Annotated in this window: 22 protein-coding genes; 13 read left to right on the top strand and 9 right to left on the bottom strand. The window is 71.9% G+C overall.

Annotated elements, in window-relative coordinates:
• Nucleotides 1-4 precede the first annotated feature (4 nt).
• Nucleotides 5-1,267, top strand: coding sequence for a type VII secretion-associated serine protease mycosin (gene mycP / locus ACZ6Z8_RS26475; protein WP_465612539.1), 1,263 nt, complete (start codon nt 5-7; stop codon nt 1,265-1,267).
• A gap of 235 nt (nt 1,268-1,502) precedes the next feature.
• Nucleotides 1,503-2,069, top strand: a complete 567-nt coding sequence (locus ACZ6Z8_RS26470; RefSeq protein WP_465612538.1) for a DinB family protein — start codon at nt 1,503-1,505, stop codon at nt 2,067-2,069.
• Nucleotides 2,070-2,093: 24 nt separating this feature from the next.
• Here the strand turns inward: ACZ6Z8_RS26470 and ACZ6Z8_RS26465 are convergent, their stop codons facing one another.
• Together ACZ6Z8_RS26465 and ACZ6Z8_RS26460 are read right to left on the bottom strand one after the other, a co-directional pair.
• Nucleotides 2,094-2,534 (bottom strand): hypothetical protein, encoded by a 441-nt coding sequence (locus tag ACZ6Z8_RS26465; protein WP_465612537.1) that lies wholly within the window; start codon nt 2,532-2,534, stop codon nt 2,094-2,096.
• A gap of 465 nt (nt 2,535-2,999) precedes the next feature.
• A complete protein-coding gene (locus ACZ6Z8_RS26460) occupies nt 3,000-3,695 on the bottom strand; it encodes a hypothetical protein (RefSeq protein WP_465612536.1) in 696 nt (231 codons plus the stop codon).
• A gap of 256 nt (nt 3,696-3,951) precedes the next feature.
• Between ACZ6Z8_RS26460 and ACZ6Z8_RS26455 the strand changes: the two genes are divergently transcribed.
• Nucleotides 3,952-4,956, top strand: coding sequence for a hypothetical protein (locus ACZ6Z8_RS26455; protein ID WP_465612535.1), 1,005 nt, complete (start codon nt 3,952-3,954; stop codon nt 4,954-4,956).
• 24 nt (nt 4,957-4,980) lie between these two features.
• On the opposite strand, the gene ACZ6Z8_RS26450 is transcribed toward ACZ6Z8_RS26455, so the two are convergent.
• The gene (locus ACZ6Z8_RS26450) at nt 4,981-5,574 is read right to left on the bottom strand and encodes an isochorismatase family protein (protein ID WP_465612534.1); all 594 of its coding nucleotides are present in this window, start codon (nt 5,572-5,574) and stop codon (nt 4,981-4,983) included.
• Between the two features lie 241 nt (nt 5,575-5,815).
• Complete coding sequence (locus tag ACZ6Z8_RS26445; RefSeq protein ID WP_465612533.1) at nt 5,816-7,132, bottom strand: nicotinate phosphoribosyltransferase; 1,317 nt, start codon at nt 7,130-7,132, stop codon at nt 5,816-5,818.
• Between the two features lie 140 nt (nt 7,133-7,272).
• Between ACZ6Z8_RS26445 and clpS the strand changes: the two genes are divergently transcribed.
• The 7 genes from clpS (at nt 7,273) to ACZ6Z8_RS26410 (ending at nt 12,089) form a co-directional block, all read left to right on the top strand.
• Complete coding sequence (gene clpS / locus ACZ6Z8_RS26440) at nt 7,273-7,566, top strand: ATP-dependent Clp protease adapter ClpS (RefSeq protein ID WP_030284071.1); 294 nt, start codon at nt 7,273-7,275, stop codon at nt 7,564-7,566.
• Between the two features lie 83 nt (nt 7,567-7,649).
• The gene (locus ACZ6Z8_RS26435; RefSeq protein WP_465612532.1) at nt 7,650-8,222 is read left to right on the top strand and encodes a DUF2017 domain-containing protein; all 573 of its coding nucleotides are present in this window, start codon (nt 7,650-7,652) and stop codon (nt 8,220-8,222) included.
• Between the two features lie 222 nt (nt 8,223-8,444).
• The gene (locus ACZ6Z8_RS26430) at nt 8,445-9,899 is read left to right on the top strand and encodes an amino acid permease (protein WP_465612531.1); all 1,455 of its coding nucleotides are present in this window, start codon (nt 8,445-8,447) and stop codon (nt 9,897-9,899) included.
• A 54-nt stretch (nt 9,900-9,953) separates the two neighbouring features.
• The gene (locus ACZ6Z8_RS26425) at nt 9,954-10,385 is read left to right on the top strand and encodes a M67 family metallopeptidase (protein ID WP_465612530.1); all 432 of its coding nucleotides are present in this window, start codon (nt 9,954-9,956) and stop codon (nt 10,383-10,385) included.
• 139 nt (nt 10,386-10,524) lie between these two features.
• Complete coding sequence (locus ACZ6Z8_RS26420; RefSeq protein WP_317621128.1) at nt 10,525-10,644, top strand: putative leader peptide; 120 nt, start codon at nt 10,525-10,527, stop codon at nt 10,642-10,644.
• Between the two features lie 121 nt (nt 10,645-10,765).
• Nucleotides 10,766-11,044 carry a MoaD/ThiS family protein gene (locus ACZ6Z8_RS26415; RefSeq protein ID WP_030257420.1) on the top strand — a complete coding sequence of 93 codons (279 nt, stop codon included), beginning with the start codon at nt 10,766-10,768 and terminating at the stop codon, nt 11,042-11,044.
• Between the two features lie 76 nt (nt 11,045-11,120).
• Nucleotides 11,121-12,089, top strand: coding sequence for a PLP-dependent cysteine synthase family protein (locus ACZ6Z8_RS26410; protein ID WP_465612529.1), 969 nt, complete (start codon nt 11,121-11,123; stop codon nt 12,087-12,089).
• Between the two features lie 46 nt (nt 12,090-12,135).
• On the opposite strand, the gene ACZ6Z8_RS26405 is transcribed toward ACZ6Z8_RS26410, so the two are convergent.
• Nucleotides 12,136-12,588, bottom strand: coding sequence for a type II toxin-antitoxin system PemK/MazF family toxin (locus ACZ6Z8_RS26405; RefSeq protein WP_465612527.1), 453 nt, complete (start codon nt 12,586-12,588; stop codon nt 12,136-12,138).
• Nucleotides 12,589-12,776: 188 nt separating this feature from the next.
• Here ACZ6Z8_RS26405 and ACZ6Z8_RS26400 point away from each other — a divergent pair, with 188 nt between their 5' ends.
• Together ACZ6Z8_RS26400 and ACZ6Z8_RS26395 are read left to right on the top strand one after the other, a co-directional pair.
• Nucleotides 12,777-12,965, top strand: a complete 189-nt coding sequence (locus ACZ6Z8_RS26400; protein WP_465612526.1) for a MerR family transcriptional regulator — start codon at nt 12,777-12,779, stop codon at nt 12,963-12,965.
• A gap of 227 nt (nt 12,966-13,192) precedes the next feature.
• Nucleotides 13,193-13,939, top strand: coding sequence for an MBL fold metallo-hydrolase (locus tag ACZ6Z8_RS26395; protein ID WP_465612525.1), 747 nt, complete (start codon nt 13,193-13,195; stop codon nt 13,937-13,939).
• A 6-nt stretch (nt 13,940-13,945) separates the two neighbouring features.
• Here ACZ6Z8_RS26395 and ACZ6Z8_RS26390 read toward each other — a convergent pair whose 3' ends face one another.
• From ACZ6Z8_RS26390 to ACZ6Z8_RS26375, 4 genes are all read right to left on the bottom strand, one after another.
• Nucleotides 13,946-15,232 (bottom strand): LLM class flavin-dependent oxidoreductase, encoded by a 1,287-nt coding sequence (locus tag ACZ6Z8_RS26390; protein ID WP_465612524.1) that lies wholly within the window; start codon nt 15,230-15,232, stop codon nt 13,946-13,948.
• Complete coding sequence (locus ACZ6Z8_RS26385; protein WP_465612523.1) at nt 15,229-16,323, bottom strand: LLM class flavin-dependent oxidoreductase; 1,095 nt, start codon at nt 16,321-16,323, stop codon at nt 15,229-15,231. Before ACZ6Z8_RS26385 ends, ACZ6Z8_RS26390 begins: the two co-directional genes overlap by 4 nt.
• A 361-nt stretch (nt 16,324-16,684) precedes the next feature.
• On the bottom strand, nt 16,685-17,944 hold the full coding sequence (locus ACZ6Z8_RS26380) for a PTS transporter subunit EIIC (protein WP_465612522.1): 1,260 nt from the start codon (nt 17,942-17,944) through the stop codon (nt 16,685-16,687).
• 530 nt (nt 17,945-18,474) lie between these two features.
• Nucleotides 18,475-19,764, bottom strand: a complete 1,290-nt coding sequence (locus ACZ6Z8_RS26375) for a PTS transporter subunit EIIC (RefSeq protein WP_465612592.1) — start codon at nt 19,762-19,764, stop codon at nt 18,475-18,477.
• A 202-nt stretch (nt 19,765-19,966) separates the two neighbouring features.
• Between ACZ6Z8_RS26375 and ACZ6Z8_RS26370 the strand changes: the two genes are divergently transcribed.
• Nucleotides 19,967-20,404: a PTS sugar transporter subunit IIB gene (locus tag ACZ6Z8_RS26370; protein WP_465612521.1), complete on the top strand. Its 438-nt coding sequence runs from the start codon at nt 19,967-19,969 to the stop codon at nt 20,402-20,404.
• Nucleotides 20,405-20,503 lie beyond the last annotated feature (99 nt).

The following is a 20,503-nucleotide window of genomic DNA, read 5'->3' as shown; positions in this document are numbered from 1 at the left end:
AGGGGTGACCGAATTGGCGAGCCGCTGGGTGGCGCGCGGTGGAGCGGCTTTCGCCGCTGCGGCTCTTATGGCGAGCGTCGCGGTTCCGCCGGCATCTGCTGATCAGATCAGGGACCAGCAGTGGCCTTTGAAAACCTTCGGGGCCGAGGCGAAGATCTGGACGACGAGCCAGGGCGACGGGGTGGTCGTTGCCGTGATCGACACCGGGGTGAACCAAGACCATCAGGATCTCGTCGGCCAGGTCCTTCCCGGGGCGGATTTCTCCGGCGGGAAAACGGATGGCCGCGTCGACGGCGACGGTCACGGCACGGGGATGGCCAGCCTGATCGCAGGCCACGGGCATGGCACACAAACCGGGATCATGGGGCTGGCTCCGAAGGCGAAGATCTTGCCGGTGAAGGTGGGGACGGATGGCGATGGCCCCAGCGCCCAGCCGAACCCCAATTCTCGACAGCATGATCTGGCAGATGCGATCCGCTTCGCGGCAGATCATGGCGCGGGCGTCATCAACATCTCCCTCGCAGGTGACTCGCGCTTCAACTCGAATCTGCGGAAAGCCGTCAACTACGCAGTGTCGAAGGATGTCGTGCTGGTTTCCGGCACGGGCAACACCGGGGCGGACAAGGACGTTGAATATCCGGCCGCCTTCCCGGGGGTGGTCGCGGTAGGAGCGGTGGACTCCAACGGGGCTGTGTGGGAAAAGTCCACCTCTGGTCCCGAAACCACCCTTGTGGCACCCGGTGTGGGGATCTACCGAGCTACGGCGAAGTCATCGACGAGCTACGACCGGGTGAGCGGCACCTCTGACGCCACTGCGTACGTCTCCGCCACTGCCGCGCTGATTCGCTCGAAGTACCCGAACCTGTCCGCCGGTCAGGTCATCAACCGGATGATCAAGTCGGCCACCCCTCCTGTCAACGGGACTGTGGTGCCGAACAATCACTACGGCTACGGAACCGTCTCACCCGCGAAGGCGTTGGAGGCGAACCCCGCTGTGGACAATGGGCCGAAGGAAAACCCGCTTGCGAACAGGCCGGAGTCGAAAGGCACGCCGGCGACTGACGACGAGACCGACGCGACGGATCAGCCCTCCGTGGTCCCCGAAGCCACCTCCGGCGGCAGAGGCGACACCGGTTTGGTGATCACCGCCGTGGCCGCCGGTGCCGTGGTCGTCGGCGCGTCCGCGGCCGCTGTGGTGATGGCGCGCCGCCGTAGGCGAGCCGCTGGCGTGCCACCGTACCCGCCGTACCAGGGACCCGGTCAGTGAGTGCTGAGCCAGTCGTCCCGTAGGGCGGCCAGGTGCAGGACGTCCCAGTAGCGGTCGTCCCAGTGGTGGGCCGGACGGGCGCGGCCTTCGAGGACGAACCCGGCCTTGGTGCAGGAGCGGGCGGCGCGTTCGTTGAACGATGACAGCCGGCCGGGAGCGCTCCTGGCAGCATTTCGGCGGTCGCTGGCGCCCCTGCCGCTGGTGGGCGGGGGTGTGGGGCGATGATGCTGGGGCCATGAGCGCTTCTGAGAACCACGCGAGCCCCGATGACGCGATCGTCCCGGACACCAAGGACTGGACCTGGGTGCTGGAACGTTCCTGCCCCGACTGCGGGTTGGACACCCCGGCGGTGCCCGTCACGGACGTCGCCGGGATGCTCCGGGACAACGCGCGGAGCTGGCTGGCGGTGCTCGCGGGCGACGAGGACGGGCTGCGCCGTCGCCCGAGCCCGGAGATCTGGTCGGACCTGGAGTACGCCTGCCACGTCCGGGACGTCTTCCGGCTGTTCCTGGTCCGGCTGAACCTGATGCTCGACCAGGACGGCCCGCTCTTCCCGAACTGGGACCAAGACGAGACGGCGGTCGCCGAGCGCTACCGGGAGCAGCTGCCGCAGGTGGTGGCCGGGGAGCTGGCGGAGGCCGGGGAGGCGCTGGCTGCGGCGTTCGAGGCGGTGTCGGACGAGCAGTGGCGGCGGACCGGGGACCGTAGCGACGGGGCGCGGTTCACGGTCGAGACCTTCGCTCGCTACCTGATCCACGACCCGGTGCACCACCTGTTCGACGTGACGGGCGAGCGGGTCTGAAGCGACCGGGGCACGCGGGACGGGTCACCAGCCGGAGGCCTCGTGCAGCATGGTGCGCCGGAGCCGCCCGGCGACGCTGGCGGTGTCGGTGCCGATGACGTCGGCGATCTCGGGGGCGGCGAGGCCGACGACGTAGTGCAGGATCGCGAGGTCGTCGTCGGCGGGGTGGCGGTCCGGGGCGGGGGTCTCCTGCCGGGTGTGTTCGGCGACGGTGCCGCGCAGGATCTGCCAGGCGAGCGCGGTCGGGTTCGGACTGGTGAGTAATTCCCGCCACTGGACGGCGATTTCGGAGAACGCCTGTTGGACGGCGGTGGCCGCCTGGGCGTGCTCGGTCAGCCACACCCGGGCGTAGCTGAGGTACCGGGGGCGGTGGAGTTCGCAGAAGGCCGCGAACTCCAGCGGAACGTCCTCCGGTTCGCCGGGCCCCGGGGGAGGCTCGGCGGCGCTCGTGCGACGGTTGGTCATCTCGTCTTCTCGGAAAGGGAGATGGACTTCTGACGGTCGATCATCTGTGCTCACTCTACGGTAGGCCCTCGGTGCGCTGGGTGACCAATCCGATGGAATGCCCGGAACCCGCCGACGCTCGGCCGGTTCCGTCGGCGGTCGGTGCGGCGCGGCGGCGGTGCTGCCGGTCGGGGGTCGGTCGGGGGAGTGCCGCACAGTGGTGCGGGGGGCGTGGGTACGAGGGTGTCGCAGCTGGTCAGAGTGTGTGGGGCGGCAGTGGTCGCACGGCAGTTGAGGTGCCACCGTAGGGCCTGTCGGACCGGGCGTCCACGCCCAGGGCGCGAAGTCGCGTGCGCACAACCGCCTGCGCAACCGCACTCGCGGCGGGGGTTGCGCCGGGTCGGGTGGTGGTGAGGGCGTCGAACGCGCCCCGGCGGCTCGTGGCGACCGGGGCGCGGATCGGGGCGGCGTCGCGGTGCCGCCCGGTCAGGAGCGGTGGAGTGCCTCCGTGGGCGAGAGCAGATCGTCGGCGGCGTGGCCGCGTTCGACCTGGGAGGGGAAGGACTCGACGGCCCGGCACCGGGCCAGTTGAGCCGCTGTCGCCGCCGTGGCCGCCGCCGTGGCAGCTGCTCCCGCGGCGGTCTCCTCGCGCTCGCACCGGTGAATGCCGGACGTCCCGGACGTCCCGGCGGCGTGCGCTCCCGCCGCGTGGGTTCCGGCGGCGTGCGCACCCGCCGCATGGGCCCCGGCGATGTGCGCACCCGCCGCATGCGCCCCCGGGGCGTGCCCGCCGCTCGCATGCGCCCCTCCGGTGTGCGTCGTACCCGAGTGCGCCCCCGTCGCGCGCCGTCGGCGGCCGAGCGCTGCTCGCTCGGCGTGTTCCTCGGCCGCCTGTCTAGCGGCCAGGTAGGCCTGCACGGCAGCCATGCCGTAGACCGGCTGGATCAGCTGGTGTCCCTTGAAGAAGGGTCTGGCCGGGGCGAACCCGGCGGCGACCACCAGGTCGCGGATCTCTGCTATCTCGGCCTCGCTCCGGGCGGTGAAGCGGACCTCCCAGCCCTTCTTGTACGTATGGCCCTTCTCGCCGCTGCGGCGCGCCGGGTCCGGGCGGCGGACGTATCCGGGCAGACGGCCGAGGCGGAGCTGGGCCGCGCGGAGGCCGGCGGTCTCGTCACGTGACATGACGTAAGCCTAGGCAATCCCGGAGGTGCGAGTGACGCCCGGAGGGTTCCTCGCCGTATGCCCTTGATCACTCTGGGTCAGGCCACCAGGTCGGCGATCGTTTTCGATCAGATCCGATAGCCATATGAACGTCATTTACTCCAAATGAGTGAGGGTATGGGGACTTTAGTGCAGGCTGATCCCGGTTTCGCGACGGTTGGGTAACAGTGCGTCAGGCTGTGTCACGCGGGTCGCGGTGGTTGGGGATGGTGTCGGCATGAGCTACCGGATCCCCACGCCGCCGCCTTCCCTGGAGGAGCTGGCGAAGCGTCAGCAGAACGTCGTCACCGCGAGCCAGCTGCGCGCCCGGGGCGTGCCGGCCCGGGTCATCACCGAGCACTGCCGCCGGGGCGGTCCCTGGCAGCGGCTGCTCCCGAGGGTCTACCTGCTCCAGTCCGGCGAACCCACCCCGGAGCAGCGGATGTGGGCGGCGCTGCTGTACGCGGCGCAGAACGGCCGGGAGGAGGGCCGCCGCGAGGGTGCGGTGATCACCGGCGCGGCCGCGCTGGCGCTGTACGGCTTCGCCTCGGTACCCCGGCTTCCCGCGGTCACCGGGGTGGACGTCCTGGTGCCCCGTCAGCGACGGCTCAAGGACGCGGGTGACGTGCGGATCCTGCGCACGGAGCGGGAGTTGGTGGCGCGCTCGGTGCACGGCCTGGCCTGCGCGCCGGTCGCCCGGGCGGTCGCGGACGCGCTGTGCGAGTGGACGGCGGAGGGGGACGTGGCGGTGCCGGTGCGCGAGGTGCTGCGCGAGGCCGTCGCCCGCCCGGAGAGCCGCTGCACGGTGCGGGAGTTGGCCGCCGAGCTGGTCGAGTCGGGGCTGACCGGGGAGCCCCGGGTGCGCGCCGCGCTGGACGAACTCCTCGCTTCCGAACGGGACTTCGTCATGGAGCAGGTGGACCGGCTGGTGGACGAGTGGCTGCTGCCGGCCCCGCTGGCCGCCCCGGAGCTGCGGATGCGCGGCGGCACGTACATCGGCATCCCGGACCTCTACTGGCCGGAGCGCGGTGTCGCGGTGGAGGTGGACTCGGACCTGCGCTGCGTGAGCGAGGGGGAGGCCGCCTGGGTGCGCGGCGGCCAGCACCGGATGGAGTACCTCGGCATCCGCGTGGTGTACGTCTGCGGAGCCCGGCTGGCCGCCGACCCGGAGGCGGTCGGCGGCGAGCTGCGCGAGGCCTACCGGGCCGGCGGGACGGACGTGGTGGAGCTGCTGGTGGTCTGAGCGCCGCCCGTCCTCGCGGACGGCTCAGGACGGGCGGACCACCGGCTCGCCGACCAGCTCGACCCCGGCCGCCCGCAGCTCCTCCAGCGCGGCGGCGGTGGTCTCCCGCGACACCCCGGCGGTGAGGTCGAGCAGCACCCGGGTGGTGAAGCCGGCCCGCGCCGCGTCCAGGGCGGTGGCCCGGACGCAGTGGTCGGTGGCGATGCCGACCACGTCGATCTCGTCGACCTGCCGCTCGCGCAGCCACTCCACCGGGCCGCGGCGGTTCTCGTCCAGTCCCTCGAAGCCGCTGTAGGCCGCCGAGTAGGCGCCCTTGTCGAAGACCGCCTCGACCGCCCCGGAGATCACCGCGGGCGCGAAGTTGGGGTGGAAGCCCACGCCCTCGGTGCCGGCCACGCAGTGCACCGGCCAGCTAGAGACGTAGTCCGGCTCGTCGGAGAAGTGCTCGCCGGGGTCGATGTGGTGGTCGCGGGTGGCGAGGATGTGCTGGTAGCCGGGGGACGACTCGGCGATCAGGTCGGTGATGGCGGCGGCCACCTCGGCGCCGCCGGCGACGGCCAGGCTGCCGCCCTCGCAGAAGTCGTTCTGCACGTCGACGACGATCAGTGCCCGGTGCATGGTTCGCGTCCTCGGATGTGGGGGCGGTGCGCCCCGGTGGCGGGGGTCCTCGCCGACGCCGGACGGCGGGGGCGGAACTCCAGGGGAACTCTACGGTCGACTCTAGGGAGTGGCGTGCGGCGGCGGAAGGCTTGGGGCCCGGCTTCGGGCGCCCCTCCCGCGGGGCGGCGCCGGGAGTCCGGGGGCGGGCCCGGCGGCCCGACGCCGGGCCGCGCGGACGCCCCCGGTGCGGACCGGCGGGTCAGTCGACCAGCTCGGTGGGGATGACCGGGTCGCCCTTGGAGAGCTGGGTGGCCGACAGCGGCAGCGCCGCGCGGGCCCGGATGTGCCGTTCGCGGGCGGCGGTCAGCGGCTCGCGGCCGACGGTCTCGCCGGCCAGCACCAGCGGCACCTGCATCAGGTGCGGCCGCAGCTCGTCCGGGACCGGCCCGGTGCCGATCACCTCGGCCTCGGCGACGCCCTCGGCGTCGGGGCGGCGGGCGGCCCACTTGCGCCCGCCGATGCTGGTCTTGCCGCCGGCCGCGCGCTTGGCGACCGGCACCAGCGGGCCGTCCGGGGTCTCGGCGCGGGCGACCAGCTTGTAGACCATCGCGCAGGTCGGGTGGCCGCTGCCGGTGACCAGGCTGGTGCCGACGCCGTAGCCGTCCACCGGGGCAGCGGCGAGGGCGGCGATCGCGTACTCGTCGAGGTCCGAGGTGACGATGATCCGGGTCTTGTCGGCGCCGAGTTCGTCCAGCTGACGGCGGACCCGGTGGGCCGCCAGGATGAGGTCGCCGGAGTCGATCCGGACCGCGCCCAGCTCCGGTCCGGCCACCTCGACGGCGGTGCGGACGGCCTCGCGCAGGTCGAAGGTGTCGATCAGCAGGGTGGTGCCCCGGCCCATCGAGTCGATCTGCGCCCGGAAGGCGTCCCGCTCGCTGTCGTGGACCAGGGTGAAGGCGTGCGCGGAGGTGCCGGTGGTCGGGATGCCGTGCAGGAAGCCGGCCTCCAGGTCGGAGGTGGCGGCGAAGCCGGCCACGTACGAGGCCCGGGCGGCGGCGACGGCGGCCTGCTCGTGGGCCCGGCGGGCGCCCAGTTCGATCACCGGACGGGCGCCGGCCGCGGCGGTCATCCGGGAGGCGGCGGCCGCGACCGCGGAGTCGAAGTTGAGGATGGAGAGGATCACCGTCTCCAGGATCACCGTCTCGGCGAAGCTGCCCTCGACGGTGAGCACCGGCGATCCGGGGAAGTACACCTCGCCCTCGGGGTAGCCGTGGATGTCGCCACGGAAGCGGTAGTCGGCGAGGAACCGCAGGGTGTCCTCGTCGACCACGCGCTGGTCGGAGAGCCAGTCCAGCTGGGCCGTCCCGAAGCGGAAGTCCTCGACGGCGTCCAGCACCCGGCCGGTGCCGGCCATGACGCCGTAGCGGCGGCCGCTGGGCAGGCGCCGGGTGAACACCTCGAAGACGGAGCGGCGGTGCGCGGCCCCGCTGCGCAGGGCGGCCTGCAGCATGGTGAGCTCGTAGCGGTCGGTGAGGAGCGCGGTCGACCCGGCCGCGCGCACTGAAGTGGCGTCCATGGAGATGATGCTACTACCACTTAGCGTCAGAGTGACGATTTCTCGTCCCGGGAGCCGGGCCGGAATCGCCCGGGGGTCCCCCGGATGGCAGCATGGGCCATGAGGAGTCACGGACGAGTGTGCAACGAGGAGGCCCGGCGGTGAGTGTCGCGCCCGTGGAGATCGAGCGCCCGGAGGTCGAAGGACAACCGGTGACCGAGCCGGACACGCCCTGGGTGACCATCGTGCACAACGACCCGGTCAATCTCATGAGCTACGTCCAGTACGTGTTCCAGGCCTATTTCGGGTACCCGAAGGACAAGGCCCGGAAGCTGATGATGGACGTGCACACCAAGGGCCGGGCGGTGGTGTCCAGCGGTTCCCGCGAGGAGATGGAGCGGGACGTCCAGGCGATGCACGGCTACGGCCTGTGGGCGACGCTGCAGCACGACTGACCGCCCATCCGGCGCACAGTGACTGACCGCCCGCCGGTCCGGCGGCGCGGCCGAAGACGACGAAGACGGGCTGACCGATACAGATGGCTGGGTTGTTCGAGAGCGCCGGCGGTGGTGGCGCGGCGATCGCGCTGGACGAGGTGGAGGCCTCGATCCTGCGGTCGCTGGAAGTGCAGATGCTGGAGCTGATCGGCCCCGGGCCGGGCGGGGACGGCGAGGACCCGCTGGCGGCGCTGTTCGCCGAGGGTCCGTCCGAGGCGCCCGCCGACCCGGCGCTGGCCCGGCTCTTCCCGGACGCCTACGGGGACCCGGCCGCGCCGGCGGACGAGGAGGCCCGCGCCGCCGCCGCCGAGTTCCGCCGCTACACCGAGGTCGACCTGCGGGCCCGCAAGCGGGACGACGCGCTGCAGGTGGTCCGGGCGCTGGACGGCCTCGGCGGCGCGGGGGTGCTCAAGCTGGCGGCCGCCGACTGCCTGCACTGGCTGGGCGCGCTGAACGACCTGCGGCTGACCCTCGGGGTTCGGCTGGAGGTCTCCGAGGAGGACGAGCAGGGCCTCTACGAACTGCCGGACGGCGACGAGCGCAAGCCGCTGGTGATGGCCTACCTGTGGCTGGGAGCGCTCCAGGAGTCGCTGCTGGAGGCGATCACCGACTGAGCCCGGGCGGTTCACGCCCCCACTCTCCCGGGTGATCCTGCCCGCTTTCGGGCACGCCCCGGCCGTTCCGTCCAGCATGTGGACGATCAGCCGGGGCATTTTCTCATAAAACGGGCAAAATATAACAGGACATGCTCAAATATCGCTCAGATGAACACCGCTATTCGGATCGTGCGTGGTACGACTTTCCCCCACAAACGAGACCCACCCAGGACGGTGAGCATGGCCGAGCAGATCTACGACCAGGCGGTTGATGCGAAACCGGACGAAGAGGGCTACGAGCGGGGGCTGGGCAGCCGCCAGATCCAGATGATCGCCATCGGCGGCGCGATCGGCACCGGCCTCTTCCTCGGCGCCGGCACCGCCATCTCCAAGTCCGGACCGAGCCTGATCCTCTCCTACGCGGTGGCCGGCCTGGTGATCTTCGTGATCATGCGGGCGCTCGGCGAACTGCTCACCTACCGCGCGGTCTCCGGCAGCTTCGCCGAGTACGCCCGCGAGTTCCTCGGGCCCTTCGCGGGCTACGTCACCGGCTGGACGTACTGGCTGTTCTGGGTCGTCACCGGCATGGCCGAGACCACCGCCGCCGCCGTCTACGTCAAGTTCTGGGCACCCGGCATACCCCAGTGGGCCAGCGCGCTGACGTTCCTGGTCATCCTCTACGCGGCCAACCTGATCTCGGTGAAGCTGTTCGGCGAGATCGAGTTCTGGTTCTCCATGGTCAAGGTCACCGCCATCATCGGCATGATCCTGATCGGCATCGGGGTGCTGACCCTCGGCTTCAGCAAGGCCGGTGACACCGCGTCGGTCAGCAACCTCTGGCAGGACGGCGGCTTCTTCCCCAAGGGGATCGGCGCCACCGTGATGACCCTGCAGATCGTCATGTTCGCCTACCTGGGCGTCGAACTCGTCGGCGTCACCGCGGGCGAGAGCGAGAACCCCGAGAAGACCCTGCCGCGCGCCATCAACACCCTGCCCTGGCGCGTCGCGCTGTTCTACATCGGCGCCCTGGTGGTCATCCTCTCGCTCGTGCCGTGGCGCGAGTTCCAGCCCGGCGTCAGCCCGTTCGTCGCCGCCTTCGGCAAGATCGGCATCCCGGCCGCGGCCGGCATCATCAACTTCGTGGTGCTCACCGCCGCGCTCTCCTCCTGCAACTCCGGGATGTACTCCACCGGTCGCATGCTGCGCGACCTCGCCCTGCGCGGCCAGGCCCCCGGTCGGCTCACCAAGCTCAACAGCCGCCGCACCCCGGCCGTCGCGATCACCCTGTCCTGCCTGCTGATGGGCGCCGGTGTGGTGCTCAACTACCTCGTCCCGGCACGGGCGTTCGAGTACATCACCTCGGTCGCCACGGTCTGCGGACTGTGGACCTGGGCGATGATCCTGATCTCCCAGATCCGCTACCGCAAGGCCTGGCGGGCCGGCCACCTGCCGCCGCCCACCTTCAAGGCCCCCGGCGGCGCCTGGGTCAGCTGGACCGCCCTCGCCTTCCTGGCCATGGTCGTGGTGCTGATCGCCCTGGACGAGGACAACCGGATCTCGCTGTACGTCTTCCCGTGCTGGGCCCTGCTGCTGGTGGTCGGCTACCAGCTGCTCAAGCGCCGCAACCCGCAGGCCGTCGACGGCCCCGCCCACGACCACGTGCACGTCGGCGGCGGAAACGTGGACGCCCGCTGACCGCGCCTCGGACGCCCCGCCGGACATCCGGCGGGGCGTGTCTATCCTGACCACATGCTGACCATCACCCGAGAACTCCGCGACCGGATCGTGGCCCACGCCCGCGCCGACCACCCGGACGAGGCCTGCGGCGTGGTCGCCGGACCGGCCGGCAGCGGCCGCCCCGAGCGGTTCGTCCCGATGCTCAACGCGGCCCGCTCGCCCACCTTCTACGAGTTCGACTCGGGCGACCTGTTGAAGCTCTACCGCGAGATGGACGACCTGGACGAGGAGCCGGTGATCGTCTACCACTCGCACACCGCCACCGAGGCCTACCCCTCCCGCACCGACGTGAGCTACGCCTCCGAGCCCTTCGCCCACTACGTCCTGGTCTCCACCGCCGACGGCAACGGCGAGGACGACCCCTACCAGTTCCGTTCGTTCCGCATCGTGGACGGCGTGATCACGGAGGAAGACGTCCAGGTCGTCGAGGCCTACCCGGCCTGACCGGCACCCACCTGGACCCGGCCCGCCGACCCACCGCGCGCGGGCGGCGGGCCCGCTTCGTCTCAGCATCGGAAACGACAACATCCGGATCACGAGACGGGCATGTCGGAGCGGGCCCGGGAATCTATACGATGAGCCCATGCGTTCCGTCGATGTGAGCAACCAGGCCCCGGGCACCCGCCTCGTGGCGCGCCTGCACATCGACCTGTGCCGGCACGCCGGCGCGATCTGTCCCGGCACGCCCGCGCGCTCGCGCTGAGAGCCGCCCCCGCCCCACCCGGGCCCCGCCGCCTCCCGGCGGCGTCGAGCCCCGGGCACCCTCCGCCCTGCCGCGCCCGCTGCGGCCCACCCACCTCCACGACTCGCACAGGAGCGCACCCATGGCCATCGAGGTCCGCATCCCGACCATCCTCCGCACCTACACCGACGGCGCCAAGGCCGTTGAGGGCAACGGCAGCAACCTCGGGGAACTCTTCGCCGACCTCGACGCCCGCCACCCGGGCATCGCCGCCCGCCTGGTCGAGGGAGGCGAGCTGCGCCGCTTCGTCAACGTCTACCTGAACGACGAGGACGTCCGGTTCCTGGAGGGCATCTCCACCGCCCTCGCCGACGGCGACAGCGTCACCATCCTGCCCGCCGTGGCCGGCGGCGCCCGCTGACGACCTGGTGCCCCCCGCCCACAGGGCCGGGGGCACCACCCCTGTTCACCCTCACCGCCGTGGCCGGAGGCCTCCCTTGCGATACGACAGTCCGCTCGAAGCCGTCGGCAACACCCCGCTGGTCCGCCTGCCGCGGCTGTCCGCCGCCGTCCCCGGCAACGACGGGGGCCTGGTGAACCTGTGGGCCAAGCTGGAGGACCGCAACCCCACCGGCTCGATCAAGGACCGCCCCGCGCTGCACATGATCGAGCGCGCCGAGGCCGACGGCCGGCTCACCCCCGGCTGCACCGTCCTGGAGCCCACCAGCGGCAACACCGGCATCTCGCTCGCCATGGCCGCCAAGCTCAAGGGCTACCGGATGGTCTGCGTGATGCCCGAGAACACCAGCGAGGAACGGCGCGAACTGCTCCGGATGTGGGGCGCCGAGATCATCTCCTCCCCGGCCGCCGGCGGCTCCAACACCGCCGTCCGGATCGCCAAGGAGATCGCCGCCGAGCACCCCGACTGGGTGATGCTCTACCAGTACGGCAACCCCGACAACGCGGGCGCCCACTACACCACCACCGGCCCCGAGATCCTCGCCGACCTGCCGACCGTCACCCACTTCGTGGCCGGCCTCGGCACCACCGGCACCCTGATGGGCGTCGGCCGCTACCTGCGCGAGAAGGTCCCCGGCGTGAAGATCGTCGCCGCCGAACCGCGCTACGACGACCTGGTGTACGGGCTGCGCAACCTCGACGAGGGCTTCGTGCCCGAGCTGTACGAGGCCGAGGTGCTCACCACCCGCTTCTCGGTCGGCTCCGCGGACGCCGTCCGCCGCACCCGCGAACTCCTCCAGCAGGAAGGCATCTTCGCGGGCGTCTCGACCGGCGCCATCCTGCACGCCGCGCTCGGCGTCGGCCGCAAGGCGGCGGCCGCCGGGGAACGCGCGGACATCGTCTTCGTGGTCGCCGACGGCGGCTGGAAGTACCTGTCCACCGGCATCTACACCGCCGAGTCCACCGAGGCGGCGGTCGAGGCGCTGCAGGGCCAGCTCTGGGCCTGACCAGCAGGGCCCGCCCGGCACGATCCGCCGGACAGGCCCTGACCGGCTAGTTCTGCAGCGACCGCTGGGCCCGGGCCCAGACCTGGCGGTCCACCGTGCCGGCCCGGCGGCGGAAGGCCGACAGCGGCACCTCGCGCAGCTCGTCGGTCTCCAGCCAGCTGGCCCGGCCCTGCCGGTCGCCCACCGAACCGGGCGGCAGCGGCACCACACCCGGGCGCTCGGCGTGGTGCTTGCTGGTGATCTTCGCGACGGTGGCGGCCCGGCCGTGCACCCGCAGCACCAGGCAGGGGCGGTCCTTGGAGCCCGGGCCGTCCTCGAACGGCACCTCCGCCCACCAGATCTCCTGCGGCTCGGGGCCGGCCTTGGCACCCGGGCGCGGCCGCGGGCCGGTCGGGCCGGTCGGACGCGCGGCCGGCCGGGTGCGCCTCGCCAGAGCCGCCGCGACGGCCGCCAGGACGGCGACGCCCGCCACGGCCAGGACCACCCAGATACCAGTCATGCGGCGAACCGTACCGGGCCGGTGGTGAACGCCACCACCGTGGCGGCTGGGGAAGTTGGGCATTTGTCCGGGTATTGCTCCCGGTTCGTCACGGAACGGCCACGAAGCCCGTTCTGTCGGCTACGCCCCGGTGCCGCCCGGGAGGCTGCCTCACGAACGTCCGCCCCCGTCCCCCCGGAGGTGCCTTCGTGAGGAGTTCCGAACTCTGGTCGTACGCCGAGATCGCCCGGCACATCGGCGTCCGGCCCGAGACCGTCCGCAGCTACCGGCGGCACGGCCTGCTGCCCGACCCGGACGTGGTCGACGACAGGGGACACCCCCGCTGGTACCCCGGGACCGTCCGCTCCTGGGCCCGCAACCGCCCCCGGCACCGCTGAACCGACCGCGCCGCCCCCGCCCCGGCGGTCTGGGTGATTCCAGCCACAGCCCGGCACGGGGACGGGGGCAAAGTGCCGCTCCGCCCTTACCCTCGACACACCAACGCAGTGCTACCGGCCGGTCCACCGGCCCGGCCTGCGGTTTTCCATGCTGTTTTCCATGCCGCTCCAACAGCATGAAAAGCAGCCCAGCAGCAGCCAGGACGTGTCGGGGCGGAGGGGCTCGGATGAAACTGACCGTGGTGGGGTGCTCGGGGAGCTTCCCGTCCGCCGACTCGCCGTGCTCCAGCTACCTGGTCGAGGCCGACGGCTACCGGGTGGTGCTGGACCTCGGCAACGGCGCCCTCGGCGCGCTGCAGAAGTACACCAGCCTCTACGAGGTCGACGCCGTCCTGCTCAGCCACCTGCACGCGGACCACTGCGTCGACCTGTGCGCCTACTGGGTCGCCCGCAACTACCGCGCCGAGGGCTGCCCCGACCTGCTGCCGGTGTACGGCCCGGCCGGTACCGCCGAGCGGCTCGCCCGCGCGTACGACATGCCGGAGAATCCCGGAATGAAGGAGGTGTTCGAGTTCCGCACGCTCACCCCGGGCAGCTTCGAACTCGGCCCGTTCCGGATCTCCGTCGCCCAGGTCAACCACCCCGTCGACGCCTTCGCCTTCCGGCTGGAGCACGGCGGCCGCTCGCTGGTCTACTCCGGCGACACCGGGGAGAGCCCCGCACTGGTCGAACTCGCCCGCGACACCGACCTGTTCCTCTGCGAGGCCGCGTACCTCGACGGCCGCGACACCTACCGGGCCGTCCACCTCAACGGCCGGGAGGCCGGCGAGCACGCCGCCGCCGCGGGGGCCCACCGGCTGGTCCTCACCCACATCCCGCCGTGGACCGACGCCGAGCGCAACCGCCGTGACGCGGCCGCCGCCTACGCCGGCCCGGTCGAGCTGGCCCGGGCCGGCGCGGTGTACGAGATCTGACCCGTCTCAGCGCCGCTCGGGGACCGGCAGGCCGAGGTGGTCGCGCAGGGTCGGGCCGGTGTACTCGGTGCGGAACACCCCGCGCTCCTGGAGCAGCGGGACGACCCGGTCGACGAACTCGTCCAGGCCGCCCGGGGTCAGGTGCGGGACCAGGACGAAGCCGTCGGCCGCGTCCTGCTGGACGAAGTGGTCGATCCGCTCGGCGACGGTGGCGGGGGAGCCGACGAAGGTCTGCCGACCGGTCACCTCGATGACCAGCTCGCGGCTGCTCAGCCCCTTCTCGGCGGCCAGGGCGCGCCAGCGTTCGGCGGTGCCCAGCGGGTCGGGGACGCGGACCCGGCCCTGGACCAGCGCGCTGTCCGGGTCGGGGTCGACGACCGGCAGCGGCCCGTCCGGGTCGTGGTCGGAGAGGTCGACGCCCCAGATCTGCTCCAGGAAGGCGATCGCGGTCCGCGGCCCGACCTGGGCCCGGCGGACCTCGGCGGCGCGCTCGGCCGCGTCGGCGTCGGTGTCGCCGAGGACGAAGGTGGCGGCGGGCATGATCTTCAGCTCGTGCGGCTCGCGTCCGTAGCCGGCCAACCGGCCCTTGACGTCGGCGTGGAAGGCCCGGCCGGCGTCGAGGTCGGAGTGCCGGCTGAAGACGACGTCGGCGGTGGCGGCGGCGAACTCCCGGCCCTCGGCGGAGTCGCCGGCCTGGATGACCACCGGGTGGCCCTGCGGCGGGCGGGGCAGCGAGAGCCGACCCTCGACCTCGAACTGGGGGCCGCGGTGCCGTACGGGTTCCTCCCCGGCGTCCCAGAACTCCCGTGCCAGCTGGACGGATTCGGCGGCCCGGGTGTAGCGGTCGGCGCGGTCCAGGTAGCCGCCGCGACGGAAGTTCTCCCCGGTGAAGGCGTCCGAGGAGGTGACCACGTTCCAGGCCGCGCGGCCGCCGGAGAGGTGGTCCAGGGAGGCGAAGCGGCGGGCGAGTTCGTACGGTTCGTTGAAGGTGGCGTTCACCGTGGCGGCCAGGCCGATCCGTTCGGTGACGGCGGCCAGGGCGTTCAGCACGGTGATCGACTCGGGGCGGCCGACCACGTCGAGGTCGTGGATGCGGCCGTTGGTCTCGCGCAGCCGCAGGCCCTCGGCGAGGAAGAAGAAGTCGAACTTCCCGCGCTCGGCGGTCCGCGCGAGGTGGCGGAAGGAGTCGAACTCGATGTGGCTGCCGGAGGCCGGGTCGCTCCACACCGTGGTGTTGTTGACACCGGGGAAGTGCGTGGCGAGGTGGACCTGCTTGAGCGGACGGTCCGTCATCGGGTCACCTCCGCCAGGGCGGTGGTGGTACGCGGGGCGGGAGTGCGGGCGACGGCGTAGCGGCTGGCCGGACGGGCCAGGCCGAGGTGGTCGCGCAGGGTGCGGCCGGAGTACCCGGTGCGCAGTAGCCCGGCCTCGCGCAGGGCGGGGGCGATCCGCCCGGCGAGGGCGGCCAGGTCGCGTTCGGGGTCGGCGGGGACGAGGTGGAAGCCGTCCACGCCGGTGCCGGTGGCGGTGAGTTCGGCGAGCAGCCGCTGTTCGGCGGCCCGGTCGGGCAGGGCGGCGTCGAGCCGGGCGAGGATGCGCAGTTGTTCGCCGGAGCGCAGCCGCAGTTCGGTGGCGGCGGTCAGCCGGGCGGCCCGGTCGGGGGCGTCGAGCAGCACGACGTCGGCGTACCGGATGGCGGTGGCGACGCGGGCTCGGCCACCGGGGGAGGCGTCGCGGGCGAGGTCGGCGGCGGCCACCGGTACGGCGACCACCGGGCGGCCCTGGGGCGGGCGCGGGGTGATGGAGGGGCCGCGGACGGAGAAGTGCCGGCCCTCGAAGTCGATGTAGTGCAGCTTGTCGCGGTCGACGAACCGGCCGGTGGCGGTGTCGCGGATCTCCGCGTCGTCCTCCCAGCTGTCCCAGAGCCGGGCGGCGACCTCGGCGGCGTCGGCCGCCTCGGCCCACAGCTCGTCCTCGGGGGCGACCGGGCGGCGGCCGAAGGCCTTCGCCTCGGCCTCGGTGGTGGAGACGCCGACCAGCCAGCCGGCCCGGCCCTCGCTCACCCAGTCCAGGGTGTTGAGCGAGATCGAGGTGTGGAAGGGCTCGGTGTGGGTGGTGGTGACGGTGGGGACCAGGCCGATCCGCGAGGTCAGCGGGGCGATCCGGGCGAGGGTGGCGAGCGCGTCGGGGCGGGTCGGTTCGGCGGTGAAGGAGTCGTCCAGGGTGACGAAGTCCAGGCCGGCCCGCTCGGCGAGGCGGGCGAGGGCGGCGTAGTGGCCGGGGTCGAGGCGGCGGGGGCTGTCGGCGGCAGTGGCTGCGGTGGCGTCTGCGGCAACGTCGATGGCGACGTCGATGGCGGCGGAGAGGTGCAACTGGCGGGGCATGGCGGGGCCTGGCTTTCCTCGTGCGGGTGCGCGCGGGCAGCGGCTGGGCCCGTTCCGGCGCCGGGTACGGGCACGGGTACGGGCGCGCGGCCGCGCGGAAGGGGGAGGACGGCCGGCGCCGGGCGGAGTCGTCAGCCGGGCGGCGGCGGGGGAAGGGGTCGGCTCAGCCGCGACACGCCGCGGACCACACGCGACCGAAGTCGATGTGGCTGCGGGTCACCAGTGGGCACGAGGGGTACACGGCTTCAGTTGACCAGGGCGTCCGTCGGTTCGTCAACCGCCGTTCCCGCCCGCTGGACACGCCGAAGGCCCCGCCCGGCCGCCGGGGCAGCGGCGGTGGGCGGGGCCTTCGGAGCGGGCGTCAGGCCTTGGTGATGTCCTCGATCTCGGCGTCGTCCTCGCGACCGGGGGTCTTGAGGTTGAACTTGGTGATCGCGAAGCGGAACACGAAGTAGTAGATCGCGGCGAAGACCAGGCCGATCGGGATGATCAGCAGCGGGTTCTTGGCCAGGCTGAAGTTGATCGTGTAGTCGATCAGACCGGCCGAGAAGCTGAAACCGTGGTGGATGCCGAGGGCCCAGGTGAGGGCCATCGAGACGGCGGTCAGTACGGCGTGGAGGGCGTACAGGGCCGGGGCGATGAAGAGGAAGGTGAACTCGATCGGCTCGGTGACACCGGTGACGAAGCTGGTCAGCGCGATCGAGATCATCATGCCGGTGACGGCCTTGCGGCGCTCGGGGCGGGCGCAGTGGGCGATCGCGAGGGCGGCGGCCGGCAGCGCGAACATCATGATCGGGTAGAAGCCGGCCTGGAACTGGCCGGCGGTCGGGTCGCCCGCCAGGAAGCGGTTGATGTCGCCGTGGACGACGGTGCCGTGGGCGTCGGTGTAGTCACCGGTCTGGAACCAGGCGTAGGTGTTGACGAACTGGTGCATGCCGATCGGGATCAGCGCGCGGTTGATCAGGCCGAACAGGCCGGCGCCGACCGCGCCCGCACCCACCAGGCCGTTGTTGACGTGCGAGATCGCGTCGCCGATGGGCTGCCAGCCGAGGCCGAAGATGACGCCCAGGCCGGTGCCGACGAAGGCCATGATGATCGGCACCAGGCGGCGGCCGTTGAAGAAGCCGAGCCAGTCGACCAGCTTGGTGCGGTGGAACCGCTGCCACAGGATGGCCGCGAGCAGACCGACCACGATGCCGCCGAGCACGCCCGGGTCCTGCGGCTTGCCCGCAGGGAGGGCCTCGGTGACGGTGCCGTGGGCCGGAAACGCGGTCAGGACGTTCTTGAAGACCAGGTAACCGACCAGCGCGGCCAGCGCCGTGGAACCGTCGGCCTTCTTGGCGTAGCCGATCGCGATGCCGACGCAGAACAGCAGCGGCAGCGCGCCGGTGACGGCGGTGCCCGCGGCGCCGAAGACCTCGACGAGCTTCGCGGGGAAGTGCCACTTCTCATGGACGTCGGGCTGGCCCAGGCGCGCCAGCAGACCGGCGGCCGGGAGGACGGCGATCGGCAGCTGGAGGCTGCGGCCGACCTTCTGGAGGCCGGGAAGGACGCTGTTGCCGAACTTCTTGATCGGCGTCGGAGCCTTGGCGGGCGCCGGTGCCTGCGCAGACTGACTCATGGGGGTGGGTTCCTAACGGCATGGCGGTCGGTCGGGGGAAGGCACACGGGGCCGGACCGCGAACTGGTCTACACCACACGTGGTGTAGACCAGTTTTGTAGCACGGGTGGAGAACTCGGGGAACCCCGGATAGCGCCGCCGCCGGGAAGCGCTATGAAATCGAAACCTGACCCCGGGGCGACGATCATGATTTCAGTCGCGATTGTGATTTTGGCTATTTGCGCAACAAAAAGCGCGGAGCCCTTGCGGCGCCCGGGTCGGGGCGGGCACGTGGGTCGGAGCCGGGCGAGCGGCCCGCTTCCCGGCCCGTCCGGCGGCTGCTGAGAGTGACCGGAGGGTCGCGGACGGGCCGGTGGGACGTCCCCGCGCCCGTGGTCGGCACCCGTCCGGACCGCCGCCGGCCGGGCGGATCGCGACCGAATTACCTTTTCGGCGGGCATCGAATAGGGAATTCGGCCCGTTCGCGAAATGCCGACGGCCCCCGGACCGGCGGGTCCGAGGGCCGTTGCGGGCGGCGCCCGCGGCGCAATTCAGGCCTTGGTGACGTCCTCCACCTCCGCCTCGTCCTCGCGCCCCGGGGTTTTCAGGTCGAATTTGACGATGATGAAACGGAAGAGCGCGTAGTACACCACGGCGAAGCACGCGCCGATGACGATGATCATCCATGGTTTGGTGGCCAGCCCCCAGTTGATGACGTAGTCGATCAGACCGGCCGAGAAGCTGAAGCCGTCGTGCACCCCCAGCCCCCAGGTGACCGCCATCGAGGCGCCGGTCAGCAGCGCGTGCACGGCGTACAGGGCCGGGGCGAGGTAGGCGAAGGAGTACTCGATCGGTTCGGTGACGCCGGTGACCAAGGAGGTCAGGCCGACCGAGAGCATCAGGCCGTAGATCTCCTTGCGGCGGTGCGGCTTGGCCGAGTGGGCGATCGCGAGTGCCGCGGCGGGCAGCGCGAACATCATGATCGGGAAGAATCCGGACTGGAACTGGCCGGCCGTCGGGTCCCCCGCCAGGAAACGCGGGATGTCGCCGTGCACGACGGTGCCGTCGGCCTTCGTGAACTCGCCGAACTGGAACCACACGAAGGTGTTCAGCAGCTGGTGCATACCGATCAGCAGCAGCGCGCGGTTGAAGACGCCGAAGATGCCCGCGCCCCCCGCGCCGAGATCGGCGAGGTTCTGCGAGAAGTCGTTCAGGCCGCGGCCGATCGGCGGCCACACCCACACGGCGACGACCGCGGTCAGCATGCCGACCAGGGCGGTGATCATCGGCACGAGACGGCGGCCGTTGAAGAAGCCGAGCCAGTCGACCAGTTTGGTGCGGTGGAAGCGCACCCACAGCCAGGCCGACATCAGGCCGATCAGGATGCCGCCGAGCACCCCCGGGTTCTGGTACGTCGCGTTGGCCGCCTTCGCCGAGGTGTAGTCCACGCACTGGTCGCTGACCAGCACGGTCGGCGGCTTGCAGCTCTCCGGGAAGGCGTGCAGGACCTTGTAGTAGACGAGGAAGCCGACCACGGCCGCCAGCGCCGTCGAGCCGTCCGCCTTCCTGGCCATGCCGATCGCGACCCCGATGCAGAACAGCATCGGCAGGCCGAGCGCGGAGTCGAGCAGGGCGCCGCCGGCCGCCGCGAACACCTTGGCGACGTTCGTCCAGCCCAGGCCGTCCTTCCCGAAGACGTCCGGCTGGCCGAGCCGGTTGAGGATGCCCGCCGCGGGCAGCACCGCGACCGGCAACTGCAGCGAGCGGCCCATCTTCTGGAGCCCGCCGTAGAAGGTGTGCCACCACGTGGTCCGCGGGGCCGTGGCGCCTGCCGAACTCATCATCCGCCCTCCGGGCGCGGTTGCCGTCGGGAGACCCGTGCGGGACCCTCGGGCGGGGCCCCGGGAACAGCCGGGGTCCTCCCCACGTTCGTCGGAGCAACGCCTATATTGGCGTAGACCACCTGGGACGCAGGCCGGACACCGGGACGCGGGCCCCGCTGATCGTCATCCTCGGGCGGCGGTCCGGAGCCTGCGCGCCGGAATGGGCCAAAAGTGGACTAACGTGGCAGACCGGCCCGGCTCGGGTCATGCTGGTCGCGCGCCACCCGGCAGCGCGACCGCAGCTGAACCCGCGTCAGCCACCGGCACGGACCTCGCCACCCGACGGTCGAGGACCACCCCAGCACAGCGCAGGACGGCACCCGGCAAAGCCGCCGAAGGGCCGAAACAGAGGGAGAGAAACCAGATGGCCAGCAAGGCTGAGAAGATCGTCGCCGGTCTGGGCGGCATCGACAACATCGAAGAGGTCGAGGGCTGCATCACCCGCCTGCGCACCGAGGTCAAGGACGCCGCCCTGGTCGACGAGGCCGCCCTCAAGGCCGCCGGCGCCCACGGCGTCGTCAAGATGGGCACCGCGATCCAGGTCGTCATCGGCACCGACGCCGACCCGATCGCCGCCGACATCGAGGACATGATGTGAGCTGAGCCACCAAGGCTCCACCGCCCACGGCCCGCCGACCCGCTCAGGAGGACGGCGGGCCGATGCGTGTCCGGGCCACCGAGCCGAGCGGCTACGCTC

Source organism: Kitasatospora sp. NPDC101108 (assembly GCF_055584725.1).
The sequence above is the reverse complement of the archived record's forward strand: the minus strand, read 5'-3'. Positions and strand labels throughout refer to the sequence as shown.

Bases quoted from the DNA above. Each gene is read 5' to 3' on its own strand.
- ACZ6Z8_RS26470 (WP_465612538.1), top strand. From the start codon at position 1,503: ATGAGCGCTTCTGAGAACCACGCGAGCCCCGATGACGCGATCGTCCCG.
- ACZ6Z8_RS26465 (WP_465612537.1), bottom strand. From the start codon at position 2,534: ATGACCAACCGTCGCACGAGCGCCGCCGAGCCTCCCCCGGGGCCCGGC.
- ACZ6Z8_RS26460 (WP_465612536.1), bottom strand. From the start codon at position 3,695: ATGTCACGTGACGAGACCGCCGGCCTCCGCGCGGCCCAGCTCCGCCTC.
- ACZ6Z8_RS26455 (WP_465612535.1), top strand. From the start codon at position 3,952: ATGAGCTACCGGATCCCCACGCCGCCGCCTTCCCTGGAGGAGCTGGCG.
- ACZ6Z8_RS26450 (WP_465612534.1), bottom strand. From the start codon at position 5,574: ATGCACCGGGCACTGATCGTCGTCGACGTGCAGAACGACTTCTGCGAG.
- ACZ6Z8_RS26445 (WP_465612533.1), bottom strand. From the start codon at position 7,132: ATGGACGCCACTTCAGTGCGCGCGGCCGGGTCGACCGCGCTCCTCACC.
- ACZ6Z8_RS26435 (WP_465612532.1), top strand. From the start codon at position 7,650: ATGGCTGGGTTGTTCGAGAGCGCCGGCGGTGGTGGCGCGGCGATCGCG.
- ACZ6Z8_RS26430 (WP_465612531.1), top strand. From the start codon at position 8,445: ATGGCCGAGCAGATCTACGACCAGGCGGTTGATGCGAAACCGGACGAA.
- ACZ6Z8_RS26425 (WP_465612530.1), top strand. From the start codon at position 9,954: ATGCTGACCATCACCCGAGAACTCCGCGACCGGATCGTGGCCCACGCC.
- ACZ6Z8_RS26420 (WP_317621128.1), top strand. From the start codon at position 10,525: ATGCGTTCCGTCGATGTGAGCAACCAGGCCCCGGGCACCCGCCTCGTG.
- ACZ6Z8_RS26415 (WP_030257420.1), top strand. From the start codon at position 10,766: ATGGCCATCGAGGTCCGCATCCCGACCATCCTCCGCACCTACACCGAC.
- ACZ6Z8_RS26405 (WP_465612527.1), bottom strand. From the start codon at position 12,588: ATGACTGGTATCTGGGTGGTCCTGGCCGTGGCGGGCGTCGCCGTCCTG.
- ACZ6Z8_RS26395 (WP_465612525.1), top strand. From the start codon at position 13,193: ATGAAACTGACCGTGGTGGGGTGCTCGGGGAGCTTCCCGTCCGCCGAC.
- ACZ6Z8_RS26390 (WP_465612524.1), bottom strand. From the start codon at position 15,232: ATGACGGACCGTCCGCTCAAGCAGGTCCACCTCGCCACGCACTTCCCC.
- ACZ6Z8_RS26385 (WP_465612523.1), bottom strand. From the start codon at position 16,323: ATGCCCCGCCAGTTGCACCTCTCCGCCGCCATCGACGTCGCCATCGAC.
- ACZ6Z8_RS26380 (WP_465612522.1), bottom strand. From the start codon at position 17,944: ATGAGTCAGTCTGCGCAGGCACCGGCGCCCGCCAAGGCTCCGACGCCG.
- ACZ6Z8_RS26375 (WP_465612592.1), bottom strand. From the start codon at position 19,764: ATGAGTTCGGCAGGCGCCACGGCCCCGCGGACCACGTGGTGGCACACC.
- ACZ6Z8_RS26370 (WP_465612521.1), top strand. From the start codon at position 19,967: ATGGGCCAAAAGTGGACTAACGTGGCAGACCGGCCCGGCTCGGGTCAT.